Source organism: Flavobacterium sp. WC2421 (assembly GCF_040822115.1).
Lineage (GTDB): Bacteria > Bacteroidota > Bacteroidia > Flavobacteriales > Flavobacteriaceae > Flavobacterium.
Genome location: NZ_CP162004.1, coordinates 46852 through 67801 on the forward strand (window position 1 = coordinate 46852; position 20950 = coordinate 67801).

Annotated in this window: 17 protein-coding genes and 4 tRNA genes; 1 reads left to right on the forward strand and 20 read right to left on the reverse strand. The window is 34.0% G+C overall.

The window, feature by feature from the left end; translation table 11 throughout:
- Nucleotides 1-2: 2 nt before the first annotated feature.
- The 18 genes from rpoC to AB3G33_RS00305 form a co-directional block, all read right to left on the reverse strand.
- Nucleotides 3-4313, reverse strand: a complete 4311-nt coding sequence (gene rpoC / locus AB3G33_RS00220) for a DNA-directed RNA polymerase subunit beta' (protein WP_367754850.1) — start codon at nt 4311-4313, stop codon at nt 3-5.
- A 292-nt stretch (nt 4314-4605) separates the two neighbouring features.
- Nucleotides 4606-8418, reverse strand: coding sequence for a DNA-directed RNA polymerase subunit beta (rpoB, locus tag AB3G33_RS00225; protein ID WP_367771745.1), 3813 nt, complete (start codon nt 8416-8418; stop codon nt 4606-4608).
- A gap of 275 nt (nt 8419-8693) precedes the next feature.
- The gene (gene rplL / locus AB3G33_RS00230; RefSeq protein WP_026708579.1) at nt 8694-9062 is read right to left on the reverse strand and encodes a 50S ribosomal protein L7/L12; all 369 of its coding nucleotides are present in this window, start codon (nt 9060-9062) and stop codon (nt 8694-8696) included.
- A 92-nt stretch (nt 9063-9154) separates the two neighbouring features.
- On the reverse strand, nt 9155-9658 hold the full coding sequence (gene rplJ, locus AB3G33_RS00235) for a 50S ribosomal protein L10 (RefSeq protein WP_367754854.1): 504 nt from the start codon (nt 9656-9658) through the stop codon (nt 9155-9157).
- Between the two features lie 22 nt (nt 9659-9680).
- Nucleotides 9681-10370 (reverse strand): 50S ribosomal protein L1, encoded by a 690-nt coding sequence (rplA, locus tag AB3G33_RS00240; protein ID WP_367754857.1) that lies wholly within the window; start codon nt 10368-10370, stop codon nt 9681-9683.
- A 13-nt stretch (nt 10371-10383) separates the two neighbouring features.
- Complete coding sequence (gene rplK / locus AB3G33_RS00245; RefSeq protein ID WP_367754859.1) at nt 10384-10821, reverse strand: 50S ribosomal protein L11; 438 nt, start codon at nt 10819-10821, stop codon at nt 10384-10386.
- A 70-nt stretch (nt 10822-10891) separates the two neighbouring features.
- Nucleotides 10892-11443: a transcription termination/antitermination protein NusG gene (nusG, locus tag AB3G33_RS00250; protein WP_367754861.1), complete on the reverse strand. Its 552-nt coding sequence runs from the start codon at nt 11441-11443 to the stop codon at nt 10892-10894.
- Between the two features lie 8 nt (nt 11444-11451).
- A complete protein-coding gene (gene secE, locus AB3G33_RS00255) occupies nt 11452-11649 on the reverse strand; it encodes a preprotein translocase subunit SecE (protein ID WP_367754863.1) in 198 nt (65 codons plus the stop codon).
- 19 nt (nt 11650-11668) lie between these two features.
- Nucleotides 11669-11739: transfer RNA gene (locus AB3G33_RS00260), tRNA-Trp, on the reverse strand.
- 54 nt (nt 11740-11793) lie between these two features.
- Nucleotides 11794-12978, reverse strand: a complete 1185-nt coding sequence (tuf, locus tag AB3G33_RS00265) for an elongation factor Tu (protein ID WP_367771748.1) — start codon at nt 12976-12978, stop codon at nt 11794-11796.
- A 53-nt stretch (nt 12979-13031) separates the two neighbouring features.
- Nucleotides 13032-13103: transfer RNA gene (locus tag AB3G33_RS00270), tRNA-Thr, on the reverse strand.
- Nucleotides 13104-13139: 36 nt separating this feature from the next.
- Nucleotides 13140-13220, reverse strand: a tRNA-Tyr gene (locus AB3G33_RS00275).
- A gap of 55 nt (nt 13221-13275) precedes the next feature.
- Nucleotides 13276-13349: transfer RNA gene (locus AB3G33_RS00280), tRNA-Thr, on the reverse strand.
- Nucleotides 13350-13441: 92 nt separating this feature from the next.
- Nucleotides 13442-13744 carry a ribosome-associated translation inhibitor RaiA gene (gene raiA / locus AB3G33_RS00285; RefSeq protein WP_367757973.1) on the reverse strand — a complete coding sequence of 101 codons (303 nt, stop codon included), beginning with the start codon at nt 13742-13744 and terminating at the stop codon, nt 13442-13444.
- A gap of 36 nt (nt 13745-13780) precedes the next feature.
- On the reverse strand, nt 13781-14674 hold the full coding sequence (locus AB3G33_RS00290; protein WP_367771751.1) for a tyrosine-type recombinase/integrase: 894 nt from the start codon (nt 14672-14674) through the stop codon (nt 13781-13783).
- A gap of 80 nt (nt 14675-14754) precedes the next feature.
- The gene (gene rpsU / locus AB3G33_RS00295) at nt 14755-14949 is read right to left on the reverse strand and encodes a 30S ribosomal protein S21 (RefSeq protein WP_007137807.1); all 195 of its coding nucleotides are present in this window, start codon (nt 14947-14949) and stop codon (nt 14755-14757) included.
- Nucleotides 14950-15209: 260 nt separating this feature from the next.
- A complete protein-coding gene (locus tag AB3G33_RS00300; protein ID WP_367771754.1) occupies nt 15210-16379 on the reverse strand; it encodes an acyl-CoA dehydrogenase family protein in 1170 nt (389 codons plus the stop codon).
- A 191-nt stretch (nt 16380-16570) separates the two neighbouring features.
- The gene (locus tag AB3G33_RS00305) at nt 16571-17467 is read right to left on the reverse strand and encodes a ComEA family DNA-binding protein (RefSeq protein ID WP_367771757.1); all 897 of its coding nucleotides are present in this window, start codon (nt 17465-17467) and stop codon (nt 16571-16573) included.
- A 311-nt stretch (nt 17468-17778) separates the two neighbouring features.
- Here AB3G33_RS00305 and AB3G33_RS00310 point away from each other — a divergent pair, with 311 nt between their 5' ends.
- Complete coding sequence (locus AB3G33_RS00310; protein ID WP_367754873.1) at nt 17779-19230, forward strand: amino acid permease; 1452 nt, start codon at nt 17779-17781, stop codon at nt 19228-19230.
- Nucleotides 19231-19308: 78 nt separating this feature from the next.
- Here the strand turns inward: AB3G33_RS00310 and AB3G33_RS00315 are convergent, their stop codons facing one another.
- Both AB3G33_RS00315 and AB3G33_RS00320 read right to left on the reverse strand, forming a co-directional pair.
- The gene (locus tag AB3G33_RS00315) at nt 19309-19536 is read right to left on the reverse strand and encodes a PspC domain-containing protein (protein ID WP_367757975.1); all 228 of its coding nucleotides are present in this window, start codon (nt 19534-19536) and stop codon (nt 19309-19311) included.
- Nucleotides 19537-19614: 78 nt separating this feature from the next.
- Nucleotides 19615-20886, reverse strand: a complete 1272-nt coding sequence (locus AB3G33_RS00320) for a DUF2851 family protein (RefSeq protein ID WP_367771760.1) — start codon at nt 20884-20886, stop codon at nt 19615-19617.
- Between the last annotated feature and the right edge of the window lie 64 nt (nt 20887-20950).

Here is a 20950-nt window from a genome sequence, read left to right on the forward strand (position 1 = left end):
TCTTAATAAATATATTCCTCTTTATTAGCCATCATATCATTATAATCTTCTTTTGAACCTACTATCGTGTGATCGTATTCTCTCATACCAGTTCCGGCAGGGATTCTATGACCAACAATAACATTTTCTTTCAATCCTTCTAAGTAATCAATTTTACCTGCAACAGCAGCTTCGTTTAATACTTTAGTTGTTTCTTGGAAAGAAGCAGCAGAAATAAATGATTTTGTTTGTAATGACGCTCTCGTAATACCTTGTAAAACTGGAGTACCAGTAGCAGTAATAACATCGCGTGCTACAACAATATTTTTATCGTTACGTTTTAATAATGAATTTTCATCACGTAATTCACGAGGAGTTATAATTTGACCTTCTTTTAGGTTAGTCGAATCACCAGCTTCTTCAACAACTTTCATACCATAAAGCTTATCATTTTGAACGATAAAATCTTTAGTATGAATCAATTGATCTTCTAAGAATAAAGTATCTCCAGGATCTTGAACTCTCACTTTACGCATCATTTGACGTATTACTACTTCAAAGTGCTTGTCGTTAATTTTCACCCCTTGTAAACGATATACTTCTTGAATTTCATTTACCAAATACTGTTGAACAGCAGCAGGTCCTTTAATTCTTAAGATATCATCTGGTGTGATTGCTCCATCAGATAAAGGTACACCAGCTCTTACGAAGTCATTTTCTTGAACAAGAATTTGACTTGAAAGTTTTACTAAGTACTTTCTGATGTCACCAAATTTAGATTCGATAACAATCTCACGGTTACCTCTTTTGATTTTTCCAAAAGAAACAACACCATCAATTTCAGAAACTACAGCTGGATTAGATGGATTACGAGCTTCTAACAACTCTGTAATTCTTGGTAAACCTCCTGTAATATCTCCTGATTTAGAAGAACGACGTGGAATTTTAACCAATACTTTACCTGCTTTAATTTTCTCCCCATTTTCAACCATTAAGTGGGCACCTACTGGTAAGTTGTAAGAACGAATCAATTCACCTTCTTTACCGTAAACCAATAAAGTAGGTATTAATTTTTTAGCTCTTGACTCAGAAATTACTTTTTCTTGGAAACCCGTTTGCTCATCAATTTCAACCATAAATGATTGACCTTGCTCTAAATCTTCGTAAGCAATTTTACCCGTGAATTCCGAAACAATAACTCCATTATATGGATCCCATTTACAGATTACATCTCCTTTTGCAACGGATTGACCGTCTTTTACAAAAATACTTGAACCGTAAGGGATATTATGAGTATTTAATAAAATACCTGTTTTTTCGTCAATTAATTTTAATTCAGTTGAACGAGAAACTACGATGTCAACTGCATTACCATCATTGTCTTCACCTTTAACAGTTTTTAAATCTTCAATTTCTAGTTTACCGTTAAATTTAGTAACGATGCTAGATTCTTCAGAAATACCACCCGCAACCCCTCCAACGTGGAAAGTACGTAATGTCAGCTGTGTACCTGGTTCTCCAATAGATTGTGCTGCAATTACACCAACTGCCTCACCTCTTTGTGTCATTTTACCAGTAGCTAAGTTTCTACCGTAACATTTAGCACAAATACCTTTAGGAGCTTCACATACAAGAGGCGAACGAACTTCCACTTTCTCGATTGGAGAAGCTTCAATTACTTTCATTATTGCCTCAGTAATTTGTTGTCCAGATTGTACTAATACTTCATTAGTTAAAGGATTAATAACATCTTGCAATGCAACACGCCCTAAAATTCTTTCTCCTAATGATTCAACAATTTCTTCATTCTTTTTCAATGCTGAAACTTCAACACCTCTTAATGTTCCACAATCTTCGATGTTAACAATAACATCTTGAGAAACATCATGCAATCTTCTTGTTAAATATCCTGCATCCGCCGTTTTCAAGGCAGTATCCGCAAGACCTTTACGCGCACCGTGAGTAGAGATAAAATACTCAAGGATAGAAAGACCTTCTTTAAAGTTAGAAAGAATCGGATTTTCAATAATTTCCCCACCACCAGCGGTCGATTTTTTAGGCTTAGCCATCAAACCACGCATACCAGTTAACTGACGAATTTGTTCTTTGGAACCCCTTGCTCCAGAATCAAGCATCATATACACTGAGTTGAAACCTTGTTGGTCTTCTCTAATGTTTTTCATTGCTAATTCAGTAAGCTGAGCATTTGCAGAAGTCCATACATCAATAACTTGGTTGTAACGTTCGTTATTTGTAATAAGACCCATGTTATAATTAGCAGAGATACCTTCAACTTGCTCTCTAGCATCTGCAATTAATTTTGGTTTTTGCTCTGGAATTCTAATATCACCTAATGAGAATGATAATCCTCCTCTAAAGGCGAATTTATACCCCATATCTTTCATATTATCCAAGAAAGCTGCTGTTTCAGGTACACTAGTCGCGTTTAATACGTGACCAATAATATCTCTAAGGTTTTTCTTAGTTAATACATCATTGATATAACCTGCTGCTTCTGGTACTACTTCATTAAATAATACACGACCCGCAGTAGTTTGAATGATTTTATATACTAATTCTCCAGCATCATTAAAATCTTTAGCTCTAATTCTAACACGAGCATTCAATTCTAATTTACCTTCGTTTAATGCAATATTTACTTCTTCAGCAGAATAGAAAGTCAAATCTTGACCTAAAATAATGTGTTCAGGAGTTGAGATACGTTCTTTGGTCATATAATATAGACCCAAAACCATATCCTGAGAAGGTACAGTAATTGGCGCACCATTTGCAGGATTCAGAATGTTATGAGAAGCCAACATTAATAATTGTGCTTCAAGAATAGCTTCTGGTCCTAACGGCAAGTGAACTGCCATTTGATCCCCATCAAAATCCGCATTAAATGCAGTACAAACTAAAGGGTGCAATTGGATTGCTTTTCCTTCAATTAATTTTGGTTGGAACGCTTGTATACCTAATCTGTGCAAAGTAGGAGCACGATTCAGTAATATTGGGTGACCTTTAATTACATTTTCAAGGATATCCCAAACTACTGGCTCTTTCTTATCTATTATTTTCTTAGCTGATTTTACAGTTTTAACAATACCTCTTTCTATCAATTTACGGATAACAAAAGGTTTGTATAGTTCAGCTGCCATATCTTTAGGGATACCACATTCGAACAATTTCAATTCAGGTCCAACAACAATTACCGAACGAGCAGAATAATCCACACGTTTTCCAAGTAAGTTTTGACGGAAACGTCCTTGCTTACCTTTAAGGGAATCAGATAATGATTTTAATGGTCTGTTAGATTCTGTTTTAACAGCAGATGCTTTTCTAGTATTGTCAAATAATGAATCTACTGATTCTTGCAACATACGTTTCTCGTTTCTTAAGATCACTTCCGGAGCTTTAATCTCCATTAATCTTTTCAAACGGTTGTTACGTATAATTACACGACGGTATAAATCATTTAAATCTGAAGTTGCAAAACGACCTCCATCAAGTGGCACAAGTGGACGTAATTCTGGTGGAATAACAGGAACTACTTTCATAATCATCCATTCTGGACGATTCTCACGGTTCAAGTTAGATTCACGGAAAGACTCAACAACTTGTAATCTTTTTAATGCTTCTGTTTTACGTTGTTTAGACGTTTCATTGTTAGCACTATGTCTTAATTGGTAAGATAACTCATCCAGATCAATACGAGCTAATAAGTCCATAATACATTCAGCTCCCATTTTGGCAACGAATTTATTAGGATCGAAATCATCTAAATACTGATTATCAGCAGGAAGTGTATCTAAGATATTCAAATATTCCTCTTCAGTTAAGAAGTCTAATCTTTGAACTGATTCACCTTCTGCATTTTTAGCAATACCAGCTTGGATTACTACGTATCTTTCGTAGTAAATGATCATGTCTAATTTCTTAGATGGAAGACCAAGGATATAACCAATTTTATTTGGAAGAGAACGGAAATACCAGATGTGAGCGATAGGCACAACAAGATTGATATGACCCACTCTATCTCTACGTACTTTTTTCTCAGTAACTTCTACTCCACAACGGTCACAAATAATTCCTTTGTAACGAATTCTTTTGTATTTACCACAAGCACATTCAAAATCCTTAACTGGTCCAAAAATTCTTTCACAGAAAAGACCGTCACGCTCAGGCTTGTGCGTACGGTAATTGATAGTTTCTGGTTTTAAAACTTCACCTCTTGATTCTTTCAAGATAGATTCAGGAGAAGCAAGACCAATCGAAATTTTATTAAACCTTTTTACAGGATTCTTATCTTTATTATTATTTCTATTATTCATCATAGTTTTTACTATTGATTTATTAGCAATTGAAAATTGATTCTCGTTTTAGTCTAAAGTCAAATGTCATAAAGTTTTTAAAGTCATAAACGACTTTGGACTTTCGACTTTCAAACTTTCGACTATAACATTACCTCGGCTTACTTCTCTAAACTTCAAACGACTTGAAGTGCTAATTAAAAACTAAATTTAGTTCATTAAAAAATCGGAACGGGTTACGGGTATAAATCCTAAAAACTCTTAAAAATGAGAATTCAGCCCCGAAAAAATCAAGGCTGAAAACTACTAAATATTATTATTCTTCTAATCTAATGTCTAATCCAAGACCTTTCAATTCATGCATCAATACATTGAATGATTCAGGTAATCCTGGTTCTGGCATAGACTCTCCTTTTACGATAGCTTCGTAAGTTTTAGCTCTACCAATTACATCATCAGACTTCACTGTCAAGATTTCTCTAAGTGTACTTGACGCTCCATAAGCCTCAAGTGCCCAAACCTCCATCTCTCCAAAACGTTGACCTCCAAATTGAGCTTTACCTCCAAGTGGTTGTTGTGTAATCAACGAGTATGGTCCGATAGAACGTGCGTGCATCTTATCATCAACCATGTGTCCTAATTTTAACATATAGATCACACCTACAGTTGCTGCTTGATGGAAACGCTCTCCAGTACCACCATCATAAAGGTGTGTATGTCCAAAACGTGGCACTCCAGCTTCGTCAGTCAATTCATTAATTTGGTCAAGAGAAGCACCATCAAAAATTGGAGTAGCAAATTTTCTACCTAAGTTTTGTCCAGCCCAACCTAATACCGTTTCATAAATTTGACCGATGTTCATACGTGAAGGTACCCCAAGTGGATTCAACACAATATCAACTGGCGTTCCGTCTTCAAGGAAAGGCATATCTTCATGACGAACAATACGAGCAACAATACCTTTGTTACCGTGACGTCCAGCCATTTTATCCCCTACTTTCAACTTACGTTTTTTGGCAATATATACTTTAGCTAATTTCAAGATTCCTGCTGGCAATTCATCTCCAACAGTAATAGTGAATTTCTCTCTTCTTAATGCACCTTGTAAATCATTCAACTTAATTTTATAGTTATGAATTAATTCATTCACCATTTTATTAGTTGAGTCATCCGCAACCCATTGACCTTTGCTTAAGTGAGCAAAATCTTCAACAGCATAAAGCATTTTTTGAGTATATTTTTTACCTTTTGGTAAAACTTCTTCACCCAAATCATTCATTACACCTTGAGATGTTTTACCGTTAACGATTAAGAAAAGTTTTTCAACTAATTTGTCTTTTAATTCAACAAATTTAGTTTCGAATTCCATTTCTAAAGCGCCTAAAGCATCTTTATCTTGAGTACGTTTGCGTTTATCTTTTACTGCTCTTGCAAATAATTTTTTGTCTAAAACAACACCATGTAAAGAAGGAGAAGCTTTTAATGAAGCATCTTTTACATCACCTGCTTTATCCCCGAAGATTGCACGAAGCAATTTCTCTTCTGGAGTAGGATCTGATTCCCCTTTTGGAGTAATTTTACCGATAAGAATATCACCAGGTTTAACCTCGGCACCAATTCTAATCATACCATTTTCATCTAAGTCTTTAGTAGCCTCTTCAGAAACGTTTGGTATATCATTTGTCAATTCTTCGTTACCTAATTTAGTATCTCTAACTTCTAATGAATAATCATCAACGTGAATAGAGGTAAAAATATCGTCACGAACTACTTTTTCAGAAATTACAATCGCATCCTCAAAGTTGTATCCTTTCCATGGCATAAACGCCACTTTCAAGTTACGACCTAAAGCTAGCTCCCCATTTTGAGTTGCATAACCTTCTGATAATACTTGTCCAAGAACTACTCTATCCCCTTTTCTTACGATAGGTTTAAGGTTAATACTTGTACCTTGATTGGTTTTTCTAAATTTAATTAGATTGTATGTTTTCTCATCAGTATCAAAACTCACCATTCTTTCTTCCTCAGAACGATCGTATTTAATAGTAATAATATTAGCATCTACATATTCAATAACTCCAGGACCTTCAGCATTTATCAATACTCTAGAGTCAGAAGCTACTTGACGCTCTAAACCAGTTCCAACAATTGGAGCTTCAGGACGAATTAATGGTACGGCCTGACGCATCATGTTAGATCCCATCAAGGCTCTATTCGCATCATCATGTTCCAAGAAAGGAATCAAAGAAGCAGAGATAGAAGCAATTTGGTTAGGAGCAACGTCTGTATAATCTACTTGAGCAGGATCAATAACAGGGAAATCACCTTCTTGACGCGCAATTACGTTTTCGGCAATGATTTTTCCAGAATTGTCCATTTCAATATTCGCTTGCGCGATTAACATTCCTTCTTCTTCTTCAGCACTTAAGTAAATAGGAGTAGACTCTAAATCTACAACTCCATTAGTTACTTTACGGTAAGGTGTTTCAATGAATCCCATTCCGTTTACTTTAGCATAAACTCCAAGAGATGAAATCAAACCAATGTTTGGTCCCTCTGGTGTTTCAATAGGACATAAACGTCCGTAATGTGTATAGTGAACGTCACGAACCTCAAATCCAGCTCTTTCTCTCGAAAGTCCACCTGGTCCTAGTGCAGATAATCTTCTTTTGTGCGTTATCTCAGCTAGTGGATTCGTTTGATCCATAAATTGAGACAACTGGTTTGTTCCAAAGAAAGAGTTGATAACAGATGATAATGTTTTAGCATTAATCAAATCTATTGGTGTAAACACCTCGTTATCTCTAACGTTCATACGCTCTCTAATAGTTCTAGCCATACGCGCTAAACCAACACCGAATTGTTGCGACAATTGTTCTCCAACTGTTCTAACACGACGGTTTGATAAGTGGTCAATATCATCAATATCTGCTTTTGCATTTATTAATTCAATCAAATACTTAACGATAGTTATGATATCTTCTTTGGTAAGCACTTGCTTTTCCATTGGAATATCTAAACCAAGTTTTTTATTCATTCTATAACGACCTACTTCACCTAAGTTGTAACGTTGGTCAGAGAAGAATAATTTATCTATAATACCTCGAGCAGTTTCTTCATCAGGCGGTTCTGCGTTACGCAATTGTCTGTAGATATGCTCAACAGCTTCTTTTTCAGAGTTTGTTGGATCTTTTTGTAACGTGTTATGGATGATAGCATAATCAGCTTGATTAGCATCTTCTTTATGCAACAAAATAGATTTAACGTTAGAATCGATGATTTCTTCCACATTATCTTTGTCGATAATAGTATCTCTATCAAGGATTATTTCGTTACGTTCGATAGAAACTACTTCACCAGTATCTTCATCTACGAAATCTTCATGCCATGTATTTAATACACGAGCAGCTAATTTTCTACCGATATATTTTTTAAGTCCTGTTTTAGAAACTTTAATTTCCTCAGCAAGGTCAAAAATTTCAAGGATATCCTTGTCTCTTTCAAAACCTATTGCACGGAATAAAGTAGTTACAGGTAATTTTTTCTTTCTGTCGATATAAGCGTACATTACGCTATTGATATCTGTAGAAAATTCTATCCAAGATCCTTTAAAAGGAATTACTCTGGCAGAATATAATTTTGTTCCATTCGCATGAAAAGACTGTCCAAAGAAAACCCCTGGAGATCTATGCAACTGAGAAACAACAACACGTTCAGCACCATTGATTACAAAGGTACCACTTGGCGTCATATAAGGAATTGTTCCTAGATATACATCTTGAACAATTGTTTCAAAGTCTTCGTGCTCTGGATCTGTACAATACAGTTTTAACCTTGCTTTTAAAGGTACACTATGTGTCAAACCTCTTTCTATACATTCTTGAATTGTATAACGTGGTGGATCCACAAAGTAGTCAAGGAATTCCAATACAAAGTTGTTTCTTGTATCTGTAATTGGAAAATTTTCCATGAAGGTATTATAAAGTCCTTCATTGCCTCTTTCATCAGATTTAGTTTCTAATTGAAAAAAATCTTGAAAAGATTTTACCTGAACATCTAGAAAATCTGGATAGTTCGGGATATTTTTTGTAGAGGCAAAATTCAATCTTTCAGTCTGATTTGTTATCATCAATGGACAAAATTTTGATTAAAAAGTAATTTTTTGTGTATAAACAAGAATTTATTTATACTTTTCTTTTACGACCATTACATCTTTAAAAACCAATTTAAGATAACTACTTTCTTATTATCTGTTAATTTTTTTTCCTCGTAATGGGTAAAAGGAATTTAATCTGAAAATCTATTTTGCAGTAAAACAAGATAGACTTTTATTATACGAAAAATGGTTTAGGTCTTTGGGCGACTAAACCCAAGACCTAAACCTAATTCTAAACTAAGAATGAATTATTTCAATTCAACTACAGCTCCAGCTTCTTCTAACGATTTTTTAAGACCTTCAGCCTCTTCTTTAGAAACACCTTCTTTAACGTTTGATGGAGCAGAATCAACTACATCTTTAGCTTCTTTCAAACCTAAACCTGTAAGTTCTTTTACCATTTTCACAACAGCTAATTTAGAAGCACCAGCTTCTTTCAATACAACTGTGAATTCAGTTTGAGCTTCTTCAGCAGCTTCTCCACCACCTGCAGAAACTACTACAGCTGCAGCAGCTGGTTCGATTCCGTACTCATCTTTTAATATTGTTGCTAATTCGTTAACTTCTTTTACAGTTAAATTAACTAATTGTTCTGCGAATTGTTTCAAATCTGCCATTTTTTCTATCGTTTTAAAATGATTTGTAAAATTATATTTTGTTTATTGTGCGCATTGTAAATAATAAAACCGAAGGAAACCTCCTTTTTTTATTATGCTTCTTCTGTTTGCTCTTCTCCAGCAAATTTGTTTTGAAGTGCAGAGATAATTCTTTGTGCTGGTGATTGAAGTAATCCAATAAGTTCACCAAGAAGCTCTTCTTTAGATTTGATAGTTGCTAACGCATCTAATTGATCATCTCCAATATAAACTTCAGCATTAATATAAGCTCCTTTTAAAACTGGCTTAGCCGATTTTTTACGGAAGTCTTTAATTATCTTACCAGGTGCATTTGCAACATCTGAGATAAAAATAGCACTATTCCCAGTTAAAACTGTAGGCAAGTCACCATATTCATTTTCAGAAACCTCCATTGCTTTTACAAGCAAAGTGTTTTTTACCACCTCTAATTTTATACCTGCTTTAAAGCAAGCTCTTCTCAACTTTGAAGTTGTATCTGCATTTAGTCCAGAAATATCTGCTATATAAACAATATTTGTACCAGCTAACTGTGCAGTTAAATCTTCAATCGCGATTGATTTTTCTTCTCTAGTCATACTAAAAATTTTTAACTACCAATTATACTGCTTTAGGGTCAAGCGCAATAGCTGGACTCATAGTGCTTGTAAGGTAGATACTTTTGATGTAAACTCCTTTAGCCGCAGTTGGTTTAAGTTTGATTAATGTTTGAATAATTTCGTGAGCATTGTCAAAAATTTGTTCAGCCCCAAAAGAAACTTTACCAATTCCTGCATGCACTATACCAGTTTTATCAACTTTGAAATCGATTTTACCAGCTTTCACCTCTTGAACAGCTTTTGCAACATCCATAGTTACAGTACCTGTTTTAGGGTTTGGCATTAAACCACGTGGTCCTAAAATACGACCTAATGGACCTAATTTACCCATAACACTTGGCATAGTGATGATAACATCAACATCTGTCCAACCATCTTTAATTTTTTGTAAATACTCGTCAAGACCTACATAGTCTGCTCCAGCTTCTTTAGCTTCCGCTTCTTTGTCTGGAGTAACTAATGCCAATACTTTAACATCTTTACCAGTTCCATGAGGTAATGTTACCACACCTCTAACCATTTGATTCGCTTTTCTTGGATCTACACCCAATCGAACTGCGATATCAACAGACTCATCAAATTTTGCAGAAGAAACAACTTTAATTAATGCCGCAGCATCTTTTAAAGTATATAGTTTGTTCTTTTCAATTTTTGAAGCAGCCTCTTTTTGCTTTTTTGTCAATTTTGCCATGTTTTTCTCTTAATTAAAAAGGAGAATCTCCTGATACAGTTATACCCATAGATCTAGCTGTTCCAGCAACCATACTCATCGCAGCTTCCATAGTGAACGCGTTTAAGTCTGGCATTTTGTCTTCAGCAATAGCTCTAATTTGTTCCCAAGTAACACTAGCTACTTTTTTACGATTAGGTTCACCTGAACCAGATTTTAGCTTTGCAGCTTCCAATAACTGAACCGCTGCTGGAGGAGTTTTAACAACAAAATCAAATGATTTGTCTTTATACACAGTAATTTGTACTGGGCATATTTTGCCGGGTTTATCTTGAGTTCTAGCATTAAATTGCTTACAAAACTCCATGATGTTTACCCCAGCAGCTCCTAAAGCAGGTCCAACCGGTGGCGACGGATTCGCAGCACCTCCCTTAACTTGTAGTTTAACTACCTTACTAATTTCTTTAGCCATTTTTTAAAAAATTTAACACTACAATCTTTGGAAGCGATTGTAATGGATATTATATGTAATGTAACAAAAATTATACTTTTTCAACTTGCATAAAACTCAATTCTAAAGGTGTTTTTCTTCCGAAAATTTTCACCATTACTTCTAGTTTACGCTTTTCTTCATTGATTTTTTCAACCGTTCCGTTAAAACCATTAAAAGGGCCATCAATAACCTTAATAGTTTCTCCCAAATTGAAAGGAATAGCACGAGTATCAGTATTAACTGCCAACTCATCTACTTTACCTAGCATTCTATTAACTTCAGAAAGTCTTAGAGGAACAGGCTCACCACCTTTAGTCTCACCCAAAAAACCAATAACACTAGTTATAGACTTAATAATATGAGGTATCTCTCCAACAAGATTTGCTTCAATCATAACATAACCAGGAAAATAAACTTTATCCTTGATTATTTTTTTTCCTTCTTTTACAGTAACTACTTTTTCAGTAGGAACTAGAACTTGAGAAACATAATCACCCATCTCTAATCTAGAGATTTCAGTTTCTATGTAAGCTTTCACTTTATTCTCCTGTCCACTTACTGCACGAACAACATACCACTTTTTTACATTATTATCTGCCATCACAAAAACTACGCTTTTATCCAGTTAAAAAATCCAGCTAATGCTTTTGCAAAAAACTCATCTACTCCCCATGTTGCCAAAGCGAATAGAACAGAAAAAATAGCAACAACAATCGTTAGACGTTGCACCTCAGCCCATGTTGGCCAAGTCATATTTGACTTTAATTCCTCAAATGCTTCTGATATGTAATTAACTACTTTTGCCATTATGATATATTTTATTTTGCACGGGCGGAGGGATTCGAACCCCCATCAACGGTTTTGGAGACCGCTATTCTACCCTTGAACTACGCCCGTATTAAAAACCAGTAACAACCTAAGCCGTTACTGGTTTAAATTTATTTTATAGAATTATGCAATTTCAGTTACCTGACCTGCACCAACTGTTCTACCACCTTCACGAATCGCAAAACGTAAACCTACGTTTAATGCAATTGGACTTAATAATTTAACATCAATTGTTAAGTTATCTCCAGGCATAACCATTTCTACACCTGTAGGCAAAGTAATGATTCCAGTTACATCCGTTGTACGCACGTAAAACTGTGGACGATAGTTATTATGGAATGGAGTATGACGTCCACCTTCTTCTTTTTTCAAGATATAAACCTCAGCCTTGAAAGTATCATGTGGTTTAACAGAACCTGGCTTACAGATTACCATTCCTCTTTTGATATCTTCTTTTTGAATACCTCTTAAAAGGATACCCACGTTATCTCCAGCTTCACCTCTATCAAGGATTTTACGGAACATCTCAACTCCTGTAATAGTAGAAGTCAATTTTTCAGCTCCCATACCAATGATTTCAACTGGATCTCCTGTATTAGCAACTCCTGTTTCGATACGACCTGTAGCAACAGTTCCACGACCAGTGATTGAGAATACATCTTCAACAGGCATTAAGAAAGGTTTTGCAACATCTCTTACTGGCTCTTCAATCCAAGAGTCAACAGCTTCCATCAATTCAAGAATTTTAGGAACCCATGCTGGATCATTATTCAATCCACCTAAAGCAGAACCTTGAACAACAGGACCATTATCTCCATCATATTCATAGAAAGACAATAAGTCTCTGATTTCCATTTCAACTAATTCTAATAATTCCTCATCATCAACCATATCCACTTTATTCATGAATACAACCATTCTAGGAATACCAACTTGACGACCTAAAAGGATATGCTCACGTGTTTGTGGCATTGGTCCATCAGTAGCAGCAACTACAAGAATAGCACCATCCATTTGAGCAGCTCCAGTAACCATGTTTTTTACGTAATCCGCGTGACCAGGACAGTCAACGTGAGCGTAATGACGATTAGCAGTTTCATACTCAACGTGAGATGTATTAATTGTAATACCTCTTTCTTTTTCTTCAGGAGCATTGTCAATTTGATCAAATGATTTTGCTTGACAGTAACCTGCATCAGATAACACTTTAGTTATTGCCGCAGTTAATGTAGTTTTTCCGTGATCCACGTGCCCAATTGTTCCAATGTTTAAGTGGGGTTTGTTACGGTTAAAGGTTTCTTTTGCCATTTTACTTAATTTTTAATCTAGTTATATATTCATTTCAATTTCCTACTTACTTGAGCCAATGTCGGGAATTGAACCCGAGACCTCTTCCTTACCAAGGAAGCACTCTACCCCTGAGCTACACCGGCAGAGACTTTCATTTAGATTTATCTAATCTAAATTTGTGGGGAGAGCAGGATTCGAACCTGCGAAGTTTACACAGCAGATTTACAGTCTGCCCTCGTTGGCCGCTTGAGTATCTCCCCTCTTTTTTTATCTTAATATTACATTTAGCCAAATGCAATACTACTGCTTATTTTGAGCCGGCGGAGGGACTCGAACCCACGACCTGCTGATTACAAATCAGCTGCTCTAGCCAACTGAGCTACGCTGGCAGTTTCAATAAAAAAAGTCCGCTATTTCTAACGGACTGCAAATGTAGAGATTTTATCTCTCAATCAAAACATTTTTTAAAAAAATTTTAATATTATATATGTGCTCTTATCTTTTCTTTCCTTTTTACCAACAATCGCTCTAACGATTCAGCCGAAAGTTCTATTGCCTCTTCGAAAGTCTTACACTGTTTTTTTACTAAAAAATCATCTCCCGGAACATTAATTTTAACCTCAACAATTTTATTTTCTTTATCACTCGTCTTTTCAACTTTTAAATAAACATCAGAAGAAACTACCTTATCGTAATACTTCTCTAATTTATCCATTCGTTCTTGAACATAATTTACTAGTTTTCCGTCAACTGCAAAGTTAACTGCATGAACATTTACCTTCATAATCATTTTTTTTAATGGTTAAACTATTTCGAATTATTATTTATTCCTTGGATGAGCGTCCTTATACACTTTTTGCAATTCTGACAAACTACTGTGCGTGTAAATTTGCGTCGAAGCCAAACTAGAATGTCCTAACAATTCTTTCACTGAATTCAAATCGGCCCCGTTATTCAATAAGTGAGTCGCAAATGTATGCCTTAAAATATGCGGACTTTTCTTTACTTTTTCCGAGACAGTACTAAAGTAAGAATTTATTAATCGATACACAAAAGATTCATTCAATTTTAACCCTTTTTTTGTTAGAAAAAAAAAGTCATTATCCTTAATATATTCCAAATCAGATCGCTCCTTTATATATTGAGAAAATTGAGATTTAATAATTGGCAAAACAGGCAAGATTCTTTCTTTATTCCTCTTACCAAGTACCTTAATTGTACTATTCTCAACGTTAACATTACTAATATTGAGATGAATTAATTCAGCCCTTCGCATACCTGTAGTATAAAACAAATCAATTATCAATTTGTTTCTAATTTCTTCAAAACCTATTGGATTCTCAATAGTACTCAACACTTCCACCACTTCTTTTTCTGAAAAAGGTATCTGAAGCGTTTTAGGAATTTTTAAAGCTTTGTGTTTTAACAGAGGACTAACTTCTATTTGCTTTGTCTTTAATAGAAATTTATAAAAAGCTTTTAAAGATGCTATTTTTCTATTGACAGTTACATTAGACAAACCACCGTTTACAAGAGAAACGATCCAGCTTCTAATTCGACCATAACCCAGATGCACAATATTTTCTTCGTCAAAGTTTATTGTATTAAATGTTTGAAAGCTCAAAACATCATTTAAATACGCATTTACAGTATGTGAAGAATACTTTTTCTCCTTCAATAAATAATCCCGAAATGCCGCAATAATAGTAACCATATATAAAAATAAAAAAACCGTTAGCATCAAAGTTATAAAACTTTAATGACTAACGGTAATTATCATGTAAAAAGAACTACTTAGTTTTCTAAGTTGTCTTTCATGTTTTGAATATAAGCTGCTTTTTGAACTTTAATTCTATTTTTTACAGAAGGCTTAATAAAAGCAGTACGAGCTCTTAATTGACGAACAGTTCCTGTTTTATCAAATTTTCTCTTATAGCGCTTTAATGCTCTATCTATATTTTCTCCGTCTTTAATTGGTATAATTAACATAATATTGACACCCCCTTTCGTTAAGTGTGCAAAAGTAATCATTAATTTGAATTACAGACCATGAATTTCAATTATTTTTTGGTGTGCCGGCAAAACACAATTCCATTCCAAGACAACATTCCGTTTTTGCCGTCAGGCTATCCGCTACAATCTTTTATTCCGTTACACTTCATAAAAGGATTTTCACTTCTATCCTTCACACATAAAAAAAGAGCCAACAACTAAACTGGCTCTTCTAAATCACTCTAGTTCGTTCGCTTTTATTTCACCGCTGGCTTATAATTTTGTTTGTCAATTATCATTTTTGCTAAAATCTCTTTAAGAATTTCCGAAGTTCCACCCCCAATTGGCCCTAAACGGCTGTCTCTAAACATACGTGCTAAAGGATATTCTTCCATATAACCATAACCACCTAACATTTGTAAACAACTATATATTGTTTCGTCAGCCACCTTTGTAGATTTTAATTTAGCCATAGTAGCCTCCTTAACCACATATTCTCCTTTATCCAATCGAGCTACAGCAGCATAATTAAACACTTTGCAATGCTCAACATCAGTAGCATGTTCTACCAAAGTATGTCTTAAAGCTTGAAACTTATCGATTGTCCTACCAAAAGCCTCACGTTGCCCCATATATTCGATCGTATAATCAATTGCATACTCCGCTCTAGCATGACCATTTATTGCCATAATCAAACGCTCTAAAGCAAAATGCTGCATAATATAAGGAAACCCCTTTCCTTCTTCTCCCATCAAATTTTCTACAGGAATTTCAACATTATCAAATGCAATTTCCGCAGTATCTGAAGCTCTCCATCCTAATTTATCCAGTTTTACAGCGGAAACTCCTTTTAAATTACTATCCATCAAGAACATACTGATCCCTTTATTACCTAGCTCAGGACTAGTTTTGGCTGCAACAACATAATAATCTCCATAAACACCATTAGTGATGAATGTCTTAGAACCATTAATAATATATTTATCTCCTTTTTTAACAGCTGTCGTGCGCATACCAGCAACATCGCTACCTCCAAAGGGCTCTGTAATACACAAAGCGCCAATTTTATCACCAGATATACTTGGCGCTAAATACTCACGTTTAATTCGCTCATCCCCTTCTGCATTCAAATGGGTCATCGCTAAATAAGAATGTGCCCACATTGCAGCCGCAAAACCTGCTGATTTAATTTTTTGAAGTTCTTCTAAAAAAATAACAGTGTAAAATAAATCTAAGTTTAATCCACCATAAACCTCAGGATAGCGTATTCCGAAAAAACCCATTTCTCCAAATTTTTTCCATATAAAACGCTCAATTGTCCCCGTTTTTTCCCATTTTTCAATATGCGGAACAACTTCTTTCTGTAAAAAATCTTTTAAACTCTCTCTAAATAATTGGTGTTCTTCTGTGAAATAATTTGAATCCATGTATTTTAATATTTTTTTTTACTTTTATAAATTGAAGTGATTGAAAAGAAAAGCAAAGGCTTTATATTTCAGACTTAAGTTTTTTTTTGAACTACATAACTAAGATCTGATTTAATGAAAGAAAAATACGCAACAAAAACAACTATTTTGCAGTAAATTAAAAAAATTTAAACCATTTCAATTATACACTTCTAATTAAAGTCCAAATATAAGGCAATTATTTTTGCTTTTTCAACAGGAAAACCCTTAATATTTATTAAATCCTCAATATTATTAAAATTTCCATTCATACTTCGATAGATAATAATCTCTTTAGCCAAAGGATATTTAAAATAAGGAAATTGAGCCATTTCTTTCAAAGACGCATTATTTATATTCACTTTTTTCAAATTACTAACAGCAACAATTTTAAAATGGGAATCAAGATTAGCGATCACTTCAGGAGATAAACCCCAAACGTCTTTCATTTGATCCATCGAAACAAAGCCTCCAAGACTTTCTTTTAAAATCAATATCCTTTTAGAAATCACCTCGCCTATACCATAAATTTTAATCAAATCTTCTTGCGTTGCCTTATTGATATCAATTAAAACTAATTTTTCCTTCTTAGGAAAATTTACAATCGACTTGTTTTTATAATCTACATACTCTTTACGTTCCTTTTTATTGTTTACCCAATCTGGAAATTTAAAAAGTGGCGCTATACTATTCAATAACGAATCTGATACTTGAGTAACAGCCTGAAATTGTTTTGCAGAGTTTACATATTTATTCTCTTTTCTATAAGCGAGTAATCTATCTATTTCCTGAACTGACATACCCAGTTTGTAGCCTTTATAATCAGTAATGAAATTGGGGTTAAAAAGATAGACCTTAAATAGTGTTTGAGACTTGTCCTTTTTTAAAGCATCAAATTTAGACTGTATGGAAAGCCATTTTTGCTTACCCAAGTCAGTCTCTTGAATTACATTCTCATTAAAAAAGAAAAAACCCAATTGTAAAAACAGCATTATTACAACTAAAGAAAAAATACCAGCTCGTTGATCCTTTGAAAACTCAAAATAAGACTTTATATTTTTAAAATCCATTGACAAGAAATTGATTAAAAATTATATTTTTTTAGATAAAAATCGGTCAATATTTCCCTTTAATTACTGAGCTCTAAATTTATACAATTAAACGTCAAGATGGTTCGTACTAGAAAAATAATTTGACAATTATTAGTGTCAAATTGCTAAAAAAGCAATTTTATTATTAGTAAATAATAAAATTATTTCGAAATTCGAAATTAAACAAACATCAAAGTCTTTTTATTTTTAAGTAAAATTGAAAAAATTATTTTTATATTTTGTAAAAAATAATACATTTGAGCACTAATAACAATTAAACCAATAAATATATGTCAATTTGGAAAACAAAACCTCTGTCGGTTTTACTAAATGAAGCTTCAGAAGACGAAAAAGGGTTAAAAAGAACATTGTCTTCGCGATCCTTAGTAGCACTTGGAGTTGGAGCAATAATTGGTGCTGGATTATTTTCCCTAACAGGAATTGCCGCAGCAGAACACGCTGGACCAGCAGTAACTTTATCATTTATCCTTGCCGCAGTAGGATGTGCTTTTGCAGGACTTTGTTATGCTGAATTTGCTTCTATGATACCAGTTGCAGGTAGTGCTTATACGTATTCCTATGCAACAATGGGAGAATTTATGGCATGGATTATAGGATGGGATTTAGTTCTTGAATATGCTTTAGGGGCCGCCACTGTCGGGGTAAGTTGGTCACGATACTTACTTGAGTTATTAAATAAATACGGTGTTCATCTGAACCCTAAATTCATATGCTCCCCATGGGAAACATTAACACTAGGTGATGGTACGGTTGTAGACGGAGGATACATAAATCTTCCTGCTATATTAATCGTTTCTGCTCTTTCCTTGTTATTAATTAGAGGTACAAAAGAATCTGCTAATATTAATAACTTTTTAGTAGTTCTAAAAGTTATAGTAGTTATTTTATTTATTGTCTTAGGATGGCAATATATTGACCCTGCTAATTACTCTCCATACATTCCGGAGAACACAGGTGTTAAAGGACAGTTTGGTTGGTCAGGAATTGCTGCAGGAGCTGGAACCGTTTTCTTTGCTTTTATTGGTTTTGACGCTGTTTCTACCGCAGCACAAGAAGCTAAAAATCCACAAAAAGGAATGCCAATTGGAATTTTAGGATCATTAGTTATTTGTACTATCTTATATGTGTTATTTGCTCACGTAATGACAGGACTTGTTCCTTATTATAAATTTGTTGGAGATGCAAAACCTGCAGCTACAGCGTTTGCTGTTACTGGATATTCATTCCTTCAAACTGGATTAATCGTAGCTATTTTGGCTGGATACACTTCTGTAATGCTTGTGATGTTAATGGGACAAAGTCGTGTTTTCTATACCATGAGTAAAGATGGCCTATTGCCTTCTTTTTTCGGAGATATTCATAAAAAATTCCGTACTCCATGGAAAACAAACATCTTCTTTATGATCTTTGTAAGTTTATTTGCTGGTTTTGTTCCAGTAAGTGACTTAGGACATATGGTAAGTATTGGAACATTATTAGCATTTGTATTAGTTTGTATTGGTGTACTAGTAATGCGTAAAAAAATGCCAGATGCTCCAAGATCTTTCAAAACTCCATTTGTACCATATGTACCTATCGCTGGTATTCTTGTTTGTGTGTATTTAATGTACTCACTTCCTTATGAAAGCTGGTTGCGATTAGTAATATGGATGGCAATTGGTATTGGGCTTTACTTTGCCTACGGTAAGAAAAATAGTAAATTAAATAATCCAGATAAATAATATCTGGTAGTCATAAATAGAAAAAGGGATTATAAAGTGTCAAAGCTTTATAATCCCTTTTTTTTATTTTTATTTTTTTTACAAATCAAATACAGAGGTTCTTTTTGCGCGAATTAAATCTTTAAGCCTAATCCAAAAGGCCAAAGTTAAATAGACACCAAACCAAAGACCAGCTGTAACAAAAGAGATGTAAATAAAAAAAAGGCGAACACTTGTTACTCGCATTCCTAATTTATCAGCTAATCTTGAAGATACATGGAAACCATATTTTTCGAAAAAATATTTAAGTTTAATTACTCTAGCAATTTTTTGAGCCATTATCTATTTTATAAAATTGAATTTAGCAAAAATACGATATTATTTCTGATCTTCTAAACCAAAGAATTAATCTTGTTTCATCAACTCCATTCCCACTGCGCAATCTAAACACTTACTTTTTGAACAATATTCATTTTTAAGTTGCAATAATGACTGAGTTTCAAAAGCATTTGAAGTTTTTAATCCAAAAGAAGTAAACTTATCTATAATCGCATTTTTCTCTGGATGAACATCCATAACTAACTGGATTAGATTTTCTGAAATTTCTTTACCAATACTTTTTGCATACGCAAATTGAATAGGAATGATTGTGTTTATAATCAATAAATCGACAAAGGCTTTAGATAATTTTTTCTTTTTCTTTGGACTTTCCTTGTCAAATTGATAATGATTCTCCCAATACTTTGAAGAAGAAATTTGAAATAAATCATAACAACTTTTAACTGAATTTAGATCAGTAATTTTAGAAAATAAATTATGTCTAGAGTGATATAAATTAGCTAATTGAGAAAGTCGTATCGTTGGAAAATTATCGGGTCGGTGTTTAAAAAACTGAACTGGCGCCAGATTCATTTTATCAATTTGATACTTGTGCAGCAAATAAAAATACCTGATTTTTAAATCTTTAAAATAATTATCTTCCTTTTCGGAATTGAGTAGTCCAGCATTTCCAAAGAGTAAGGCTTCTAAATTTTCGACCTCCGCACTTTCTTTTCTAATGATAGTAAATGGAATTGATTTGGCATTTTGGTAAAAAACATCGCCATTCGTATTCAACCCAAAATTTCTAGCCAACAGGCTAAATAAAACGGCTTCCCAATCATTATTGGTTTGTTCCAATAATTCATAAATAGGCTTGGATTTTCTTTCTAATCGTTCAAAAAACAAACGCTCTTGCCAATTTTTCAATGTAAACTCGCTTACCTCTTTTAACTGTTTTTCGCAATAAATCCAAGATTTAGGAGCCATTAAAGATTGATAATTAGCAACCGTGTTCTTATCTACATATTGACAGAGTTCTAAAACAGGAATTTCGGTATTGTCTTTCCTAAAGATTTCGGTATCGTGTTCCCAAACGACATGAAGAATCACGTTTTCATAACCCGCATCTCTTACATGATGATGCACATACCAATCAGAAGATTTAAGATGGATCTCCACATTACCAGCCCATTTTTGATTGCCGATGGTAATTTGAGCATTAAAAAAATCCGGTCCTGCTAATTCTAAATATTGGCCAACATGAGTAATTGTAACCTCTTCTTTATTTGAAGTTTTTAAATTTAAAGTATCAAACTTCTTGAATTTCCAGAGGTAGTGCAGAAAATCTTCTTTCATCTTAAAGCCTTGTTGTTAAGTGACTAAAGTAATGAAAAAATAGTTCCGTTTCACTTAAAGGATG

Excerpts from the sequence above, each read along its gene's own strand:
- rpoC (WP_367754850.1), bottom strand. The coding sequence starts at position 4,313 with ATGATGAATAATAGAAATAATAATAAAGATAAGAATCCTGTAAAAAGG.
- rpoB (WP_367771745.1), bottom strand. The coding sequence starts at position 8,418 with ATGATAACAAATCAGACTGAAAGATTGAATTTTGCCTCTACAAAAAAT.
- rplL (WP_026708579.1), bottom strand. The coding sequence starts at position 9,062 with ATGGCAGATTTGAAACAATTCGCAGAACAATTAGTTAATTTAACTGTA.
- rplJ (WP_367754854.1), bottom strand. The coding sequence starts at position 9,658 with ATGACTAGAGAAGAAAAATCAATCGCGATTGAAGATTTAACTGCACAG.
- rplA (WP_367754857.1), bottom strand. The coding sequence starts at position 10,370 with ATGGCAAAATTGACAAAAAAGCAAAAAGAGGCTGCTTCAAAAATTGAA.
- rplK (WP_367754859.1), bottom strand. The coding sequence starts at position 10,821 with ATGGCTAAAGAAATTAGTAAGGTAGTTAAACTACAAGTTAAGGGAGGT.
- nusG (WP_367754861.1), bottom strand. The coding sequence starts at position 11,443 with ATGGCAGATAATAATGTAAAAAAGTGGTATGTTGTTCGTGCAGTAAGT.
- secE (WP_367754863.1), bottom strand. The coding sequence starts at position 11,649 with ATGGCAAAAGTAGTTAATTACATATCAGAAGCATTTGAGGAATTAAAG.
- tuf (WP_367771748.1), bottom strand. The coding sequence starts at position 12,978 with ATGGCAAAAGAAACCTTTAACCGTAACAAACCCCACTTAAACATTGGA.
- raiA (WP_367757973.1), bottom strand. The coding sequence starts at position 13,744 with ATGAAGGTAAATGTTCATGCAGTTAACTTTGCAGTTGACGGAAAACTA.
- AB3G33_RS00290 (WP_367771751.1), bottom strand. The coding sequence starts at position 14,674 with ATGGTTACTATTATTGCGGCATTTCGGGATTATTTATTGAAGGAGAAA.
- rpsU (WP_007137807.1), bottom strand. The coding sequence starts at position 14,949 with ATGTTAATTATACCAATTAAAGACGGAGAAAATATAGATAGAGCATTA.
- AB3G33_RS00300 (WP_367771754.1), bottom strand. The coding sequence starts at position 16,379 with ATGGATTCAAATTATTTCACAGAAGAACACCAATTATTTAGAGAGAGT.
- AB3G33_RS00305 (WP_367771757.1), bottom strand. The coding sequence starts at position 17,467 with ATGGATTTTAAAAATATAAAGTCTTATTTTGAGTTTTCAAAGGATCAA.
- AB3G33_RS00310 (WP_367754873.1), top strand. The coding sequence starts at position 17,779 with ATGTCAATTTGGAAAACAAAACCTCTGTCGGTTTTACTAAATGAAGCT.
- AB3G33_RS00320 (WP_367771760.1), bottom strand. The coding sequence starts at position 20,886 with ATGAAAGAAGATTTTCTGCACTACCTCTGGAAATTCAAGAAGTTTGAT.